The following is a 15,330-nucleotide window of genomic DNA, read 5'->3' on the forward strand; positions in this document are numbered from 1 at the left end:
CAGCGCGAGCGCCACCTTGATCAGCCCGGCGATGCCCGAGAGCCCCCTCCGTAAGAACAACAAAAATGCCCTTGACGGAACCGATCGCGCACGGCTCCTCGCGCGGTACGCCGTGCACCTCGCCCAGGGCCCCGCACTCGATGACGTCGCCGAGCGCCGTGCCCGTGCCGTGGGCCTCGACGAACCGCACCTGGTCGGGGGTGACCCCGGCCCGCCGGTACGCGGCCGCGACGACCTCCCGCTGCGAGTGCCGGTTCGGCGCGGTGACGCCGTTGCTGCGGCCGTCCTGGTTGACTGCGGTGCCCCGGATCACGGCGTAGACCCGCTGCCCGTCGGCGAGCGCGTCCTCCAGCCGCCGCAGCACCACCACCCCCACGCCGTCACTGCGCGCGATGCCGTTCGCGTCGGCGCTGAACGGCCGGCACCGGCCGTCCGGCGAGGCCAGCCCCATCTGCGCGTACACCAGCCCCAGCGCCGGCGTCAGCACCAGGTTGACCCCGCCGGCCAGCGCCGTGCCGCACTCCCCGGACAGCAGCGAGTTCACCGCCAGGTGCACCGCGACCAGCGAGGACGAGCAGGCCGTGTCCACGGACAGGCTCGGCCCCTTCAGGTCGAGGTGGTACGAGATGCGGTTCGCGGCCATGCCCGCGCTGGACCCGGCACCCAGCTGCGGCGTCACGCGCCCGTAGTCGCCCAGGTGCAGCTGGCCCCACTCGCTGCCCATCATGCCGACGAACACCCCGGTGTCGCCGCCCGCCAGGGACCGCGGGGAGCGCCCCGAGTCCTCCAGGGCCCGCCACGCGCACTGGAGCAGCAGCCGCTGCTGCGGGTCCATCGCCGCCGCCTCGCGCGGCGACACGGTGAAGAAGTCGTTGTCGAACACGTCGGCGTCGTCGATGAAACCGCCGTGCACCGGCGTCTCGTACCCCGGCCCGAACCTGCGCGGGCCGGGCTGCTCACCGGTCGCGTCGCCACCGCGCATCAGCAGGTCCCAGTAGGCGTCGGGGCCCGGCGCGCCCGGGAAGACGCAGTCCAGCCCGACCACGGCGACGGAGGGGGAGCTCACCGGGAGACCCCCGCGGCCGGAACCGTCACGCCCCGCCCGCCGAGGTAGGCGACCAGCGCGACGACGGTCGGGTGGTCCCAGGCCAGCGACGGGTCCACGGCGATGCGGAACGTGTCCTCGATGTCCCCGCACAGGCTCAGCGCCCCCACCGAGTCCATGCCGTACTCGGCGAGCGGCACGGTGGGGTCGATGCTGTCCGGCAGCCGGTCGAGGTAGACGGCGAGGCGGTCGGTCAGCCAGTGGTGCAGCGGGGCCGCGCTGTGCGGCGACACGGGCAGGGACATCCCTGGACTCCTTGCGTGCGGGCTAAGAGCGGAAGCGGTGGTGGTCGGGGCTGGTGCCCGTCAGCCGGGAAGCGGGGTGTTGTGCAGGTCGTAACTGCGCCGGTCCCCGAAGCGGGCCAGCACCTCCTGGTGGAGGCGCGCCAGGCACTCGGGGGGCAGCTCCACGGGCGCGGCGCCCAGTCTGGACGTGATGCGGTGCAGGGCGGCCGCCGCCCAGGCCGGATCGGCCAGGAACGGATCGAGGCCGTGGCGGTTGTGGCGGCGGACACCGAGCACGGCCGCGGCCGCCAGCACCAGCACGTAGCGGTCCGTCAGCGCGAACCAGGCCGGCCCCACCGGCGTCCCGCCGTCCAGCGGCGGCAGCGCGAGCACCCGCCGGCGCAGGTCCCGCAGCTCCTCGACGAGGTGCTCCGCCATCGTGCGCAGGGCCCGCTCCACCGGATCGCGGCCCGGCGGCTCCGCGGCCGCGGCCAGCAGCGAGGCGCTGAGGCTGTCGCGCCCGCTGGCCAGCGCGAGCGCGTCGTAGCGGAACGCGGGCAGCGGCGCGTCGGGCTGGAACAGCGTGGCGGGGGCCTCCTCCTCGGCGAACCAGGAGCGGCTCGCCAGCTGCTTCAGCTGCGGGATGATCGTCGCCTGGCAGGCGACGGTCCCCGCGTGGCCGAGGCTGATCACCGGCACGTCCCGGATGTGCTTCTGCAGCACGCCGACGGTGCCCTCCCGCGTGTACAGCTGCGAGCCCAGGACGGTCGACAGGTCGTACATCGTCTCGATCAGCACCCGCGGCAGCAGCAGCTTCACGGCAGCCGAGTACACGCTGGTCTCGGCCGGCAGCAGGTGCAGCGCCCGGGTGGCGACGACCGCCAGGCAGTCGTACAGCAGCAGGTTCACGAACGCGCCGGTCAGCGTGTTCGCGGTGTGCTGCGGGTCCACCGGTGCCGTGCCGGCCGCGCCGGGACCCCGCTGACGGTCCACCAGCACGGCCGTGCGCAGGCTCGTGTCCACGGCGGCCACCGACAGGGAGGCCATCAGCGTGCGGCTCATCTGGAACGACTGCAGCGAGGTCGCCACCCCGCTGCCGGGCGCGCCCAGCAGGGCGTCGGCGGGCACCGGGCAGTCGTCGAAGCGCACGCCCGAGAAGAAGCAGGACCGCAGCCCCACCGCGGCCGGCCGCCGCTCCGTGCGGTAGCGGCCGGCGGGCAGGGTGCGCGGGTCCAGCAGCAGGGCGCTCTGCGTCCCGCCGGGGAAGTGGCCGCCGGTACGGCAGAACAGCACCAGGGCGTCCGCCCGGTGCAGGTTGTTGACCACCGGCTTCGCCCCGGTGAGCGACAGGCCGCCGCCGGGGAGCAGGTCCGCGGAGATCTGGTTGCGGACGAAGTCGTTGGTGTGCGCGGTCTCGTGCTGGGCGATGGCCGCCTTCGAACCGTCCAGCAGCAGGCCCCCCAGCCACGACCGCTGCTCCTCGCTGCCGCGCATCCACACGTCGGAGGCGGCCATGAAGGTGGTCATGCCGTAGCCCATGCCGAGCGACACGTCCCGGCGGAACACCGGACGCATCACCCGCAGCAGGCCCTCGGCGGAGTCGAAGCGGCCGCCGAGCTCGCGCGGGACGAACTCGCGGTGCATCCCGAAGTCGTCGAGCAGCCCCTCCGCCTCCGGCGACAGCGCGGCCGCCTGGTCGGAGGCGAGCAGCGCACGGTGCCCGGCCGGGTTGCCGGGCGCGGCCGGGTCGCCGAGCAGCGCCTCCAGCGCGGCGGCCCGGACCCGGCCGCTCGTCGACTCCGGCGACGGCGCCGGCCGCCGCACCGGCGCCCGGGGGGCCGGTCCGGCGGCGACGGAGACGGCGCTCACCACGCCGTCTCCGCGGCGGCGCGGGCGGAGGGCCGCAGCAGGTCGTTGCCGAGCAGCGTGTCGCGCGGACGGACCAGGGCCTGCACGGCCGGGTCGAGGACCTCGTACGTGCCGCTGACCTCACCCGCCAGGAACAGCTTGCGGATCAGCGTCCGCTGGATCTTGCCGCTGGTGGTGCGGCGCAGCGTGCCGGGCCGCACCAGGAGCACGTTGGTCCGCGGCACGTCGAAGTTCCTGGCCGATGAGGATCTGGATGCGCCGGGCCAGGGCGCGCAGCGTCTCCCCAGTCCGCGTTCTCGGGGCGCACCTCGTGCACGACGACGAGCTGCTCGCGGTCCGCGTCCACGGTGAACACGGCGCCCTGGCCCGCCCCGAGGGACGGCTCCGTCTCGCGCACCGCCCACTCCACGTCCTGCGGATAGATGTTGCGCCCGTTGAGGATGATCATTTCCTTGAGGCGGCCGGTGACGTACAGCTCGTCCCCGTCGACCACCCCGAGGTCGCCGGTGCGCAGGAAGCCGCTGTCCCCGTCGTCCACCATCGCCTGGAAGGTGCGGGCGGTGTCCGTGGGACGGCGCCAGTAGCCCTGGGCGACGCTCTCGCCGCGCACCCAGATCTCCCCGACCCGGCCCGCCGGCACCTCGCCGCCGACCACCGGCTCCACGATCCGCACGTCGAAGCCGCGCACGGTGCCGCTCCCGACCAGGGTCCGCACCGGTCGGCCGGGCCGCGGCGGGCGCAGCTCGTCGTACTCCAGGCCGGCCGCGTCGACGGTCAGGGTGCGCGGGCCCCGGCCGGGCGTGCCGCCGGACACGACGAGCGTGGCCTCGGCGAGCCCGTAGGCCGGGAAGAGGCTCCCGCGCCGGAAACCGGCCGCGGCGAAGCGCTCGGCGAAGGCCTCCAGGGTCTGGTGGCGCACCGGCTCCGCGCCGTTGATCGCCAGCCGCCAGCCGCTCAGGTCCAGGCCGGCGAGCTGCTCGTCCGTGATCCGGCGCAGGCACAGGTCGTAGCAGAAGTTGGGGCCGCCGCCGATCGTCACCCCGTACTCGCCGATCGAACGCAGCCAGCGCACCGGCCGCTTGACGAACGCGGTGGGGGACATCTGCACCGACGACGTGCCCAGCCACAGCGGGTGCAGCAGATGACAGATGAGCCCCATGTCGTGGTAGTGCGGCAGCCAGCTGCCGAAAACGTCCCGGTCGGTGGACCCCAGGACCTCGCGCATCGCCTCCATGTTGGCGAGGAGGTTGCGGTGACTGACCATCACACCGCGCGGCCGGGACGTCGAACCCGAGGTGTACTGGAGGAACGCCAGGTCCTCCGGACCGGTGCGGGGCGGCTGCCAGGCGTCGGCGTCCAGCCCCTCCTCCACGTCGGTGGCCAGGCACACCGTCTCGCCCCGGCCCGCCATGGCGAGCCACAGCGACACGTCGGGGGCGTTGGCGGAGTCCGTCAGCACCAGCTGCGCGCCGGTGTCGCGGATGATCCCCGACACGCGCTGCAGCCGCTCGCCCCGGTCACCGGGGAGCGGGGCGGGAACGGCGACGGCCCCCGCGTACAGGCAGCCGGCGAACGCCTTCAGGAAGCCGGGGCCCGGCGGGTACAGCAGCAGCACCGGCTGCCGCAGGGCGCCGTGCTCGCGCAGCCGCACGGCGATGGCCCGGGCCGCCCGGTCCAGCTCCCCGTACGTGAGGTGCTCGGCGGCGGCGCCCGGGGCGTCACCGAGGAACACGTGAGCGTCGCGCCCGCCGAGTTCCGCGGCCCGGCCGCGGAGCACATCGGTGAACGTAGCGAATCCAGTCAACGTCAGCCCCCTTCTGGCGCACCCGGGGCAACTGCCGAACGCCCGGCGCCCCTGCCGCCAACGCCTCGGCATGCTCCACGGCGCGCCTAAAGCATGGCTTGCGGGTCCCGGCCAGGGTGCGCGGCACCGGATCAGGGGTCCGGCTGTCCGAAGCCGGGGGTGCGCCCGGCCCTAGGGTGACGACGGCCGGGCAGCTGGGGGAGTCTGCCGCCACCCGTGCCACCGGAGTGCCGAGGAACGGGGGCTGCATGCGATTTCGGGTGTTGGGGCCACTGGAAGTGGACGCGGCCGGCCCGGACGCGCAGCGCGTCACGCCCCGCGCGGCGAAGATCCGCGTGGTGCTCGCGACGCTGCTCGTACGGCCCAACGAGATCGTGTCCGTGGGCAGCCTCATCGACGAACTGTGGGACGAGGACCCGCCGCGCACCGCGACGACCACGCTCCAGGTCTACATCTCGCAGCTGCGCAAGCTCCTGCACGCCGCCGACCCCGAAACGGGCCGCGACTGCCTGGTCACCCGGCCGCCCGGCTACCTCATGCGGCTCGACCCGGACCGGCTGGACCTGACCGCCTTCGAGGACCTGCACGCCCGGGGCCGCGCCGCCATGGCCCGCCAGGACCACGGGGCCGCCGCCGACCTCCAGCGCCGCGCGCTCGCGCTGTGGCGCGGCCCCCTGCTGTCCGACACCCCGCACGGGGCGCTGCTCGACAGCACCGCGATCCGCCTCGGCGAACTGCGCACGGCCGCACTGGAGCAGCGCATCCGGGCCGACCTGCAACTGGGCCGCCACCACGAACTCGTCGGTGAACTGCGGGCGCTGGCCGCCGAGCTGCCGATGCGCGAGGAGTTCCACGCCCACCTGATGGTGGCGCTCTACCGCACCGGCCGGCAGGCCGACGCGCTGGAGGCCTTCGCCCGGCTGCGGCGCACCCTCGTCGACGAACTGGCGATCGAGCCGGGGCCGCCCCTGCAGCAGCTCCACGGCCGCATCCTCGACGGGGACACCGCACTGCTGCGCCCCTCGGGCGGCGCCGCGCACCGGGCGCGGTCCACACCGCCCGCGGGCGGACCCGGCCCGGCGGGCCCCGCCGAGGGGCCCGCCGGACCGGCCGCCGGGCGCCCCGGCGGACAGGCCGGCGCGCCGTCGGCGGGGCAGGCCGCGGGGCCCTACGACCCCTTCGCGGGGCCGTACGCGGGGCCGTACGCGGAGCCGGCAGCGGGGCCGTACGCGGGGCCCTTCGCGGGGCCGGTCGGGGGAGAGGCCGCCGGGCCGCACGCCGGGCCCTTCGCGGGGTCGGCCACGGGGTCGTCCGCCGGGGAACTGGCGGGGCCCGCCGGGCCGGCTGCCGGGTCGGCCGCGGGACAGGCCGCCGGGCCGCACGCCGGGTCCTTCGCGGGGCCGGTCGCGGGACAGGCCGCCGGGCCGTACGCGGGGCCCTTCGCGGGGTCCTTCGCGGGACAGGCCGCGGGACGGGCCGGCGGCCCCTTCACCGGGCCCTACGCCGGGTTCGCGGCGCCGTTCGCCGGGCCGGGCCACGGGCTGCCGACGGCCGCCGGGCCGGTCGGCGAACTCCCGGCGCCCGACCCGCTGTTCACCGGCCGCGACGAGGAGCTCGCCACGCTGCGGACGCTCCTGCGGGACGTCCCCGCGGGCGGCTGCGTCGCGCTCACCGGTCCCGCCGGCGTGGGCAAGACCGCCCTCGCCCTGGCCGCCGCGCACCACGCCGACGACCTCTTCCCCGACGGCCGGGTGTTCCTCGCCCTGCGCGACGACACCGGCGCACCCCTCGACCCCGCCGCCGCCCTCACCCGGCTGCTGCTCCGCTGCGGGGTCCCCGGGCCGCTGCCCGACGACCTCGACGGGCTGCGCCGCACCCTGGACCGGCTCACCCCGGGCCGCCGGATGCTGTTCGTGCTCGACGACGCGGCCGACGCGGAGCAGGCCCGCCACCTGCTGCCCACGACCCCCGGCAGCACCGCGCTGCTGACCTGCCGCCGGACCCCGGCGCTCCCGGTCACCCGGGCGCACCTGCTGGACGTCCCCGCCCCGGCCCAGGCCCGCCGGCTGCTGCTGGCCGCCTCGGGCCGCGACGGCGAGGACGACGGGCCCGACGGGGCGTGCGCCGCCGTCGTCGACGCCTGCGGCCGGCTGCCGTCGGCCGTACGGGCCCTCGCGGGCCGGCTGGCCGCCCGCCCGCACTGGAGCGTGGCCTCCCTGGCCGCCCGGCTGTCCGGCGAACACGCCCGGCTCGCCGAACTCCGCTCCGCGCAGCCCGGCCTGGACGCCGCCCTGCGCGCCGGGTACGACGAGGCCGACGCACCGCTGAAGCGCGCCTTCCGGCTGCTCGGACTGCTGCCCGCCGGCCCCTTCCCCACCGCCGACGCGGCCGCCCTGTTCGGCACGCCCGAACCGGCCGCCGAAGCCGTGCTGGAGAACCTCGTGGAGGCCCGGCTGCTGCGGGCCGAACCCCGGGGCGGCTACCGCCTGCACGTGCTGTGGCGGCTGCTGGCCGGCGAGCTCCTCACCGCCGAGGAACCCCCCGGCGAGGCGGCCCGGGCCGTGGGCCGGCTCGCCGACGCCCTGGCCGCCGAGGCGCGGGAGGCCGACGGACTGCCGCACGCCGCCGAGTGGTTCGCGGACCGCCGCACCGCACTGGCCTCGGCCCTGGGCCGGGCCCACGCGGCCGGACTGTGGGCCCGCACCGTGCGCCTCGCCGACGTCCTCACCGCCCCCCTGGAGGCCCACGCGGCCTGGGACGACTGGGAACGCGCGCACACCCTCGCCCTCGACGCGGCCGAACGCTCCGGCGACCTCGGCGCCCAGTCCCGGCTGCTGTGCTCGCTGGGCGACCTGGCCTGGCAGCGCCGCCGCACCGACGCCGCCCGCGGGCTCTACCGGCGGGCCCTGAGGGCCGCCGACGGCGCCGACGCCCGGCCCGAACGCGACCGCGCCCTGACGGGCCTGGCCGAACTGAGCCTGGACGCCTCGGCCGTCACGGAGGCGGCCCGGCTGATCGGCCAGGTCCTCGACGAGGAACCCGCCGACCCCCGCGACCACTACGAGGCCCGCCGGGTCCGGGCCCTGCTCGCGCTGGAGACGGAGGGCCCCGCCGCCGCGGAGCCGCACTTCGAGCGCTGCCTGGCCCTGGCGGCCCGGCTCGGCGACCGGCGGCGCGAGGCGTACGCGGTCCGCTGGCTGCGCCACGTGCGCGGCGGTCTCCCGCTGCCGGACTGGACGGAGACGCGGCCCGGCGTGTGGCGGCTGCGCGCCGCCGCCTGACCCGTTCCACCGGACCACCGACCGACCGACCGACCGGGCGACGCGTCGCGCGTCACCCCGTACCGACCGACGCAAGACGTAAGGAGAGACATCCGTGCTCACGGCGCTGCAAGGGGTGTACGGGGACCGCGCGGACGCGGTCACCGTCGCCGGCCGGACCGCCTCGTACGAGGAACTGCTGGGCGCGGCCGGAGCGGTGGCCGCCGACGTGGCCGGCGCCCCCGCCGTCGCCGTCGAGGCCACGGCCTCCCTGGAGACCGTCGCCGCCGTGGCCGGCTGCCTGCTGGCCGGGGTGCCCGTGGTGCCCGTACCGCCCGACGCGGGCGTCGCCGAACGCGAGCACATCCTGCGCGACTCGGGCGCCTGCCCCGTCACCGTGGACTTCGCCCGCCGGGCCGCCTGGAGCGGCCCCGCACCGGCGGCCGACGCCCCCGCGATGATCCTCTACACCTCCGGGACCACCGGCGCGCCCAAGGGCGTCGTCCTCGGCGGCGCCGCCATCGCCGCCGGACTGGACGCCCTCGCCGAGGCCTGGCAGTGGACCGCCGAGGACACCCTGGTCCACGGCCTGCCGCTGTTCCACGTCCACGGCCTGATCCTCGGCGTCCTCGGCGCGCTGCGCACCGGCAGCCGCCTCGTGCACACCGGCCGGCCCACCGCCGCCGCCTACGCCGGGGCGGGCGGCAGCCTCTACTTCGGAGTGCCCACGGTGTGGTCCCGCGTCGTGGCGGAGCCGGAGCGGGCCCGGGCGCTGCGCTCCGCGCGGCTGCTGGTCTCGGGCAGCGCCCCGCTGCCGGAGCGGGTCTTCCGGGGCCTGGAGGAGCTGACGGGGAGCCGGCCGGTCGAGCGGTACGGGATGACGGAGACCCTGATCACGGTGAGCGGCCGCGCGGGCGGCCCGCTGCGGCCGGGCGCGGTGGGGACGCCGCTGCCCGGCGTCCGTACCCGGATCGCGGCCGGGCCGGGGGAGGAGATCGGCGAACTCCAGCTGACCGCGCCCACGCTGTTCTCCGGCTACCTGGGGCGTCCCGAGGCCACGGCTGCCTCGTACACCGAGGACGGCTGGTTCCGTACGGGCGACATCGCGGCGATCGACGCGGACGGCACCCACCGCATCGTGGGCCGGGCCTCCGTCGACATGATCAAGTCGGGCGGGTACCGGATGGGGGCGGGGGAGATCGAGAACGCGCTCCTGGACCACCCCGGTGTGGCGGAGGCCGCCGTCGTCGGGGTGCCCGACTCCGATCTGGGCCAGCGCGTCGTGGCGTACGTCGTGGCCTCGGGGGTGACCGGGGCCGAGCTCACCGACTTCGTCGCCGCACGCCTGTCGGTGCACAAGCGGCCGCGCGAGGTGCGGTTCGTCGCCGCGCTGCCGCGCAACGCGATGGGCAAGACCCAGAAGCGGCTGCTGCTGTCGCAGGAGGGGTGAGGCGGTGCGGCCTCAGGCCGGCCCCGGGGCCCCGGCGGTCGCCTGCTCGGCCTCGGGCCGGTAGTGCCGCAGGAACAGCTCCTCCAGGGTCGGCGGCCGGCTGACGAGGCTGCGGACGCCGGTCTCCGACAGCACCCGCAGGAACGTGCCGAGGTGCTCCTGGTCGACCTGGGCGGTGACCTCCGCGCCGTGCACCTCCAGCCCGTGCACCCCGGGGAGTTCCTCCAGGCCCTCGACGGGGGCGGCGAGTTCGGCCGTGACGTGGGTGCGGGCCAGGTGTCGCATCCGGGCGAGCGTGCCCGTCTCGACCGTGCGCCCGTCGCGGACGATGGTGACCCGGTCGCACAGCGCCTCGACCTCGGTGAGGAGGTGGCTGGAGAGCAGCACCGTACGGCCCTCGTCGGTGGCCTCGCCGACGCAGCTCTGGAAGACTTCCTCTGCCAACGGGTCGAGGCCGGAGGTGGGTTCGTCGAAGAGGAGCAGCTCGGCGTCGGCGGCGAAGGCGGCGACCAGGGCGAGCTTCTGCCGGTTGCCCTTGGAGTACGCGCGGCCCTTCTTGCCCGGGTCGAGCTCGAAGCGCTCCATCAGCTCCCTGGTTAAGCGGGAGTCGCTGGTGTCCCGCAGACCGGAGAGGAAGCCGAGGGCGTCGCCGCCGGAGAGATTGCGCCACAGGGTCACGTCGCCGGGCACGTACGCGATGCGCTGGTGCAGGGCGACCGCATCGCGCCAGGGGTCGCCGCCCAGCAGCCGTACGCGGCCGCTGTCGGCGCGCATCAGGCCGAGGAGGATGCGCAGGGTGGTGGACTTGCCGGCTCCGTTGGGGCCGAGGAAGCCGTGCACCTCGCCCTTCTCGACGCTCAGGTCCAGGCCCTTCAGCGCTTGCGTGCGGCCGAACGACTTGTACAGTCCGGCAATATCGATTGCCATCGTCACATTGTCGGAAGATACCTTAGTTTCAGAATATCGTGAAGCTATCGGAAGGCGTCTGACGATCGATCACGGGGGAGACGGTATGGACACGGGTGCCGGCGGAAGCGAGAGCGAACAGCGTGACTACCGCGAGGAGGTCTCGGCCTTCGTCGAACGGTTCGCCGCCGACCTGGTGGCCGCCGGGATGGCCCGGATGCCCGCCCGGATCTTCGCCTGCCTGCTCGCCGAGGACGCGGGCGCGCTGAGCGCCGCCGAGCTCTCCGAACGGCTGAAGGTCAGCCCGGCCGCGGTCTCGGGCGCCGTCCGCTACCTCGCCGAGATGCACATGGTCGGCCGGGAACGCGTACCCGGCGAGCGGCGGGAGATCTACCGGATCCACGCGGACCTCTGGTACGAGACGGTCACCAGCCGGGACCAGATGCTCAACCGCTGGGCGGCCACCCTCAAGCAGGGGGTGGAGGTCCTGGGCCCCGGCACCCCGGCGGGCGTCCGGGCCGAGGAGACGGCCGACTTCTTCAACTTCGTGAAGCTGGAACTGGACTCGCTGATGGACCGCTGGCGCGCCCACCGCGGCCGCTGACCGCCCCACGGCACGGGGACCGTGCGGCACCGGGAACGGTGCCGCACGGACACCCCCTAATACGTGTGGAAGCCCCGGCCGCTCTTGCGGCCCAGGTAGCCCGCGTCCACCAGGTGCTCCAGGTGCTTGGCCGGCACCAGCGACGGCTCCCGGAACGAGGCGTGCAGACTGTTCTGGATCTGCAGCGACACGTCCAGGCCGATCGTGTCCAGCAGCGTCAGCGGCCCCATCGGATAGCCGCAGCCCTGCGTCATCACCGCGTCGATCTCCCCGGCCACCGCCCGGCGCTCCTCCAGCAGCCGCACCGCGCTGTTGAGGTACGGGAACAGCAGGGCGTTCACGATGAACCCGGCCCGGTCGTCGATCCCGACCGGGTGCTTGCCCAGCCGCGCGCACACCTCGTGGACCGTCCCCAGCGCGTCCGGCGCCGTCAGCACCGTGCCGACCACCTCCACCAGCCGCATCACCGGAGCCGGGTTGAAGAAGTGCATGCCGAGCACGTCCTCGGGACGCGAGGTGACCGCCGCGCACTCCACCACCGGCAGGCTCGACGTCGTCGTCGTCAGCACCGCACCCGGACGGCACACCGCGTCCAGCCCCCGGAACACCTCCCGCTTGACGGGGAGTTCCTCCGCGACCGCCTCGACCACCAGGTCGCAGTCCGCCACCGCGTCCAGCGAATCCGCCGGCACCAGCCGCTCCAGCGCCGCCCGGCCCTCCTCGGCGCCGATCCGGCCGCGCTTGACCCCGCGCTCCACCGAACCCGCGACCTTGTCCAGCGCCTCCTTCGCGCGCACGTCCGTACGGGCCACCAGCCGCGTCCCGTACCCGGACCGGGCGAACACCTCGGCGATGCCCGACGCCATCGTGCCGGACCCGATCACCCCGACCTCGCGCACCGGCCGCGACGGCCGCGCGGCACCCCCCGCGCCGCCCCGCGCGCCGGCCGCGGCCCGGGGACCCGCCGGGCCCTCGGGCCAGGTGTGGAACCCCCGGCCCGCCTTCGCGCCCAGCAGCCCCGCCGTCACCATGTGGTCCAGCAGCGGCGGCGGCAGGAACTGCGCCTGCCCCGTCTGCTCGTACAGACCGCGCAGGGTGTCGCGCGCCGTGTCCAGACCGATCAGGTCCAGGTGGGCCAGCGGCCCCAGCGGCAGCCCGCAGCCCAGCATCATCGCCGCGTCGATGTCGTCGCGCGACGCGTACCGCCGCTCGTACATCGCGACGGCACCGTTCAGGTAGGCCATCAGCAGCCCGCCGCCCGTGAAGCCCGGCTGGTCGCTGGAGGCCACGGCCCTGCGGCCCAGCGCGCCCACCAGCTCCTCGGCCGCCCGCCCCACCGACGGCTCCGTCAGGGGCGTCGTCACCACCTCCACCACACCGCCGTCCGGGGCGTGCCCGACCGGGTGCAGACCGACCGTGCGCGGCAGCCGCCCGCAGGCCGCCGCCACCCGGGTCACCGACAGCGAGGTCGTCGTCGCGAACACCGCCTCGGGACCGCACAGCCCGTCGGCCCGCCGCAGCACCTCCGTCTTCAGGGCGAAGTCCTCCGGCACCGCCTCCACGACCAGCTCACTGCCCGTGATGGCGGCGAGATCCGCCGTGTACGTGATCCGGTCCCGGGCCGCCGGATCCTCCAGCCCGCGCTCGACGCGCTCGCGCCCGCCGGCCAGGGCGTCGCCGTCGGCCTCCACCGCCACCACCCGGGCGCCCGCCGAGGCGAGCGAGCGGGCCAGCGCGGATCCGACCGTACCGAGGCCGATCACCGCGACCGCGGTGAAGGGCAGGGCACCGGGAAGGGGTGCCGCGGATGCTGCCGTCATGCTGCTGAGTCCTTTCGGGGAGCGGGAGCCGCCTCCTCGTCCCAGCGGACGAGCACCGTGCCCAGGGACATGCCGCCGCCGAAACCGGCGAGCAGCACGACGTCCCGGTCCCGGAACGCCCCGGACCGGTACGCCTCGTCGAGGGCGAGGGGAATGGAGGCGGCACTGGTGTTTCCGTGCTCGGCGACGGTGAGGTGCGTACGGGCCCGGGGCAGCCCCAGACGGGGCACGGTCTCGCCCAGCATCACGCCGTTGGCCTGGTGCGGGACGAAGTGGTCGACCTCGGAGCGCTCCAGACCGTGCCGGTCCAGCACCTCGCCGACCGCGCGCGGCAGCTCGGCCGCCACGAAGTCGCGCACCCCGCGCCCGTTCATCCTGAAGTGGTGCAGCCCCTCCGCGACCGTCTTCTCCGACGCGGGCAGCCGGCTGCCGCCGGCCTCGACCCGGATCAGCTCCGCCTGGTCGCCGCGGCTGGCCAGGTACGAGCCGAGGACCCCGTACCCGGACCGCACCGGCCCCAGCACCACGGCACCCGCACCGTCACCGAACAGGACGGCGGTGCGCCGGTCCTCCCGGTCGATGATGCGCGAGTACACGTCGGCGCCGATGACCAGCGCGTGACCGCGGACCCCGCCGTCCTGCCCCGGCAGCATCCGGGCCGCCGCCACCAGACCGAACACGAAGCCGCTGCACACCGAATTCACGTCGAACGCCGCCGCGTTCACCGCACCGATCCGGTGCTGGACCAGACAGGCCGTCGCCGGCTGCGGGGAATCCGGCGTGGACGTCGCCACCACGATCCACGACAGCTGCTCCGCCGAGATGCCCGCCGCGTCCAGCGCGGACCGCGCCGCCTCGACCGCCAGGTCGGAGGTGGCCTCGTACTCGGCCGCGTAGCGGCGCTCCCGGATGCCGGTCTTCTGCAGGATCCAGTCCTCCGTGACCCCCGCCCGCTCCCCGACGACCCGATTGGAGACCGTGTCGGCAGGCAGATAAGACCCGGTGCCCAGAATTCCGATTGCTGTCATGACGGACGGCTCCTCACCGTGGCGGTGGGCTGAAAGCGCGGGAAAGCGCGGGAACTGCGGGAAATGCATTCACCGCAGGGTGCTCGAATGGGACATTCAGCAATGGTTCTCGCAGCCCGAGGCGGGCGGTAACCCTTGCTCCGCCCCCTAGCCGCCCCTAGCGGTACGGCAGGCCGGTGACCGGGAGCTGTTTTTAGCCGAGCTTTAGAGCCGGACGTCAGCGTCTCGACGGTCTGCATGGAATTCCCCCGGTCCTCGGTCCGCCCGCGCGCCCGGCGGATCCCTGAAGACGCATCAGGCAAACAGGCGAAGGGGGAGATCGTGGCTGACCCGATGGTTTCGGCACGGCAGACGACGGCGGCTCCGGAGGAGTCCGGTACACCAGGCCGTGGCACCGGGCCTATCGCGGTCATCGGCATCTCCTGCCGGTTCCCGCAGGCCGACGGTCCCGCCGCGTACTGGCGGCTGCTGCGCGACGGCACGGACGCCGTCACCGACGCACCCGAAGCGCGCCGCGACGTCGTCCCGGCGGATTCCGGCCCGGCCGCCGCCCGCGGCGGCTACCTCGACCGCGTCGACGCCTTCGACGCCCGGTTCTTCGGCATCTCGCCGCGCGAGGCCGCCGCCATGGACCCGCAGCAGCGCCTCGTCCTCGAACTCGCCTGGGAGGCCCTGGAGGACGCGGGCATCCTGCCGGGCACCCTCAAGAACAGCGGCACCGGCGTGTTCGTCGGCGCGATCTGGGACGACTACGCCGACCTCGTACGCCGCTCCGGCGGCGCGGGCACCGGGCAGCACGCCTTCACCGGCCTCAACCGGGGCGTCATCGCCAACCGCGTCTCCTACACGCTCGGCCTGCACGGCCCCAGCCTGACCGTCGACACCGCCCAGTCCTCCTCCCTCGTCGCCGTGCACCTGGCCTGCCAGGCACTGCTCAGCGGAGAGGCCGACCTGGCCCTCGCCGGCGGCGTCAACCTGCGCGTCACGCCCGCCAGTTCGGAGATCACCGCCGGGTTCGGCGCCCTGTCGCCCGACGGCCGCTGCCACACCTTCGACGAGCGCGCCAACGGCTTCGTCCGGGGCGAGGGCGGCGGACTCGTCCTGCTCAAGCCCCTCGACCGGGCCCTCGCCGACGGCGACCGCGTCCACTGCGTCCTGCTCGGCAGCGCCGTCAACCACGACGGGCCCACCGACGGCCTCACCGTGCCCAGCGCCACCGCCCAGGCCGACGTCATCCGCCGGGCCCTGGAGGCCGCCGGC

At 75.3% G+C, this 15,330-nt stretch carries 12 protein-coding genes; 4 read left to right on the forward strand and 8 right to left on the reverse strand.

The annotated features are described in order from the left end of the window. The 5 genes from SSNG_RS37030 to SSNG_RS37050 all read right to left on the reverse strand — a co-directional run. A partial coding sequence (locus tag SSNG_RS37030) for a polyketide synthase (protein WP_007269124.1) occupies window positions 1–1,066 on the reverse strand: 1,066 nt, incomplete at its 3' end. Continuing rightward, the gene (locus SSNG_RS37035; RefSeq protein ID WP_007269125.1) at window positions 1,063–1,350 is read right to left on the reverse strand and encodes an acyl carrier protein; all 288 of its coding nucleotides are present in this window, start codon (window positions 1,348–1,350) and stop codon (window positions 1,063–1,065) included. The genes SSNG_RS37030 and SSNG_RS37035, both read right to left, overlap by 4 nt. Before the next feature lie 60 nt (window positions 1,351–1,410). Next, entirely contained in the window at window positions 1,411–3,198 is a 1,788-nt protein-coding gene (locus SSNG_RS37040) for an acyl-CoA dehydrogenase (RefSeq protein WP_241695350.1), read from the reverse strand. After that, a complete protein-coding gene (locus SSNG_RS44595; protein ID WP_241695351.1) occupies window positions 3,195–3,398 on the reverse strand; it encodes a hypothetical protein in 204 nt (67 codons plus the stop codon). The genes SSNG_RS37040 and SSNG_RS44595 overlap by 4 nt, the downstream gene beginning before the upstream one ends. After that, on the reverse strand, window positions 3,344–5,002 hold the full coding sequence (locus tag SSNG_RS37050; protein WP_241695352.1) for a fatty acyl-AMP ligase: 1,659 nt from the start codon (window positions 5,000–5,002) through the stop codon (window positions 3,344–3,346). The genes SSNG_RS44595 and SSNG_RS37050 overlap by 55 nt, the downstream gene beginning before the upstream one ends. A 248-nt stretch (window positions 5,003–5,250) precedes the next feature. Here SSNG_RS37050 and SSNG_RS44600 point away from each other — a divergent pair, with 248 nt between their 5' ends. Together SSNG_RS44600 and SSNG_RS37065 are read left to right on the forward strand one after the other, a co-directional pair. Continuing rightward, entirely contained in the window at window positions 5,251–8,283 is a 3,033-nt protein-coding gene (locus tag SSNG_RS44600; protein WP_007269129.1) for a BTAD domain-containing putative transcriptional regulator, read from the forward strand. Window positions 8,284–8,377: 94 nt separating this feature from the next. Then, window positions 8,378–9,712: an AMP-binding protein gene (locus tag SSNG_RS37065; protein WP_007269130.1), complete on the forward strand. Its 1,335-nt coding sequence runs from the start codon at window positions 8,378–8,380 to the stop codon at window positions 9,710–9,712. Between the two features lie 12 nt (window positions 9,713–9,724). Here the strand turns inward: SSNG_RS37065 and SSNG_RS37070 are convergent, their stop codons facing one another. Beyond that, window positions 9,725–10,645, reverse strand: coding sequence for an ABC transporter ATP-binding protein (locus tag SSNG_RS37070; protein WP_042804879.1), 921 nt, complete (start codon window positions 10,643–10,645; stop codon window positions 9,725–9,727). A gap of 79 nt (window positions 10,646–10,724) precedes the next feature. On the opposite strand from SSNG_RS37070, the gene SSNG_RS37075 reads away from it, so the two are divergent. After that, entirely contained in the window at window positions 10,725–11,222 is a 498-nt protein-coding gene (locus tag SSNG_RS37075; RefSeq protein ID WP_007269132.1) for a MarR family transcriptional regulator, read from the forward strand. A gap of 56 nt (window positions 11,223–11,278) precedes the next feature. On the opposite strand, the gene SSNG_RS37080 is transcribed toward SSNG_RS37075, so the two are convergent. Together SSNG_RS37080 and SSNG_RS37085 are read right to left on the reverse strand one after the other, a co-directional pair. Then, the gene (locus SSNG_RS37080) at window positions 11,279–13,042 is read right to left on the reverse strand and encodes a 3-hydroxyacyl-CoA dehydrogenase NAD-binding domain-containing protein (protein WP_007269133.1); all 1,764 of its coding nucleotides are present in this window, start codon (window positions 13,040–13,042) and stop codon (window positions 11,279–11,281) included. Beyond that, window positions 13,039–14,070, reverse strand: coding sequence for a beta-ketoacyl-ACP synthase III (locus SSNG_RS37085; RefSeq protein WP_007269134.1), 1,032 nt, complete (start codon window positions 14,068–14,070; stop codon window positions 13,039–13,041). The genes SSNG_RS37080 and SSNG_RS37085 overlap by 4 nt, the downstream gene beginning before the upstream one ends. Before the next feature lie 321 nt (window positions 14,071–14,391). On the opposite strand from SSNG_RS37085, the gene SSNG_RS37090 reads away from it, so the two are divergent. Further along, window positions 14,392–15,330, forward strand: a 939-nt coding sequence (locus SSNG_RS37090; protein WP_241695353.1) for a polyketide synthase, incomplete at its 3' end; no start/stop codon positions are given.

This window comes from Streptomyces sp. C (genome assembly GCF_000158895.1).
In the GTDB taxonomy this organism is placed as follows: Bacteria; Actinomycetota; Actinomycetes; order Streptomycetales; family Streptomycetaceae; genus Streptomyces; species Streptomyces racemochromogenes.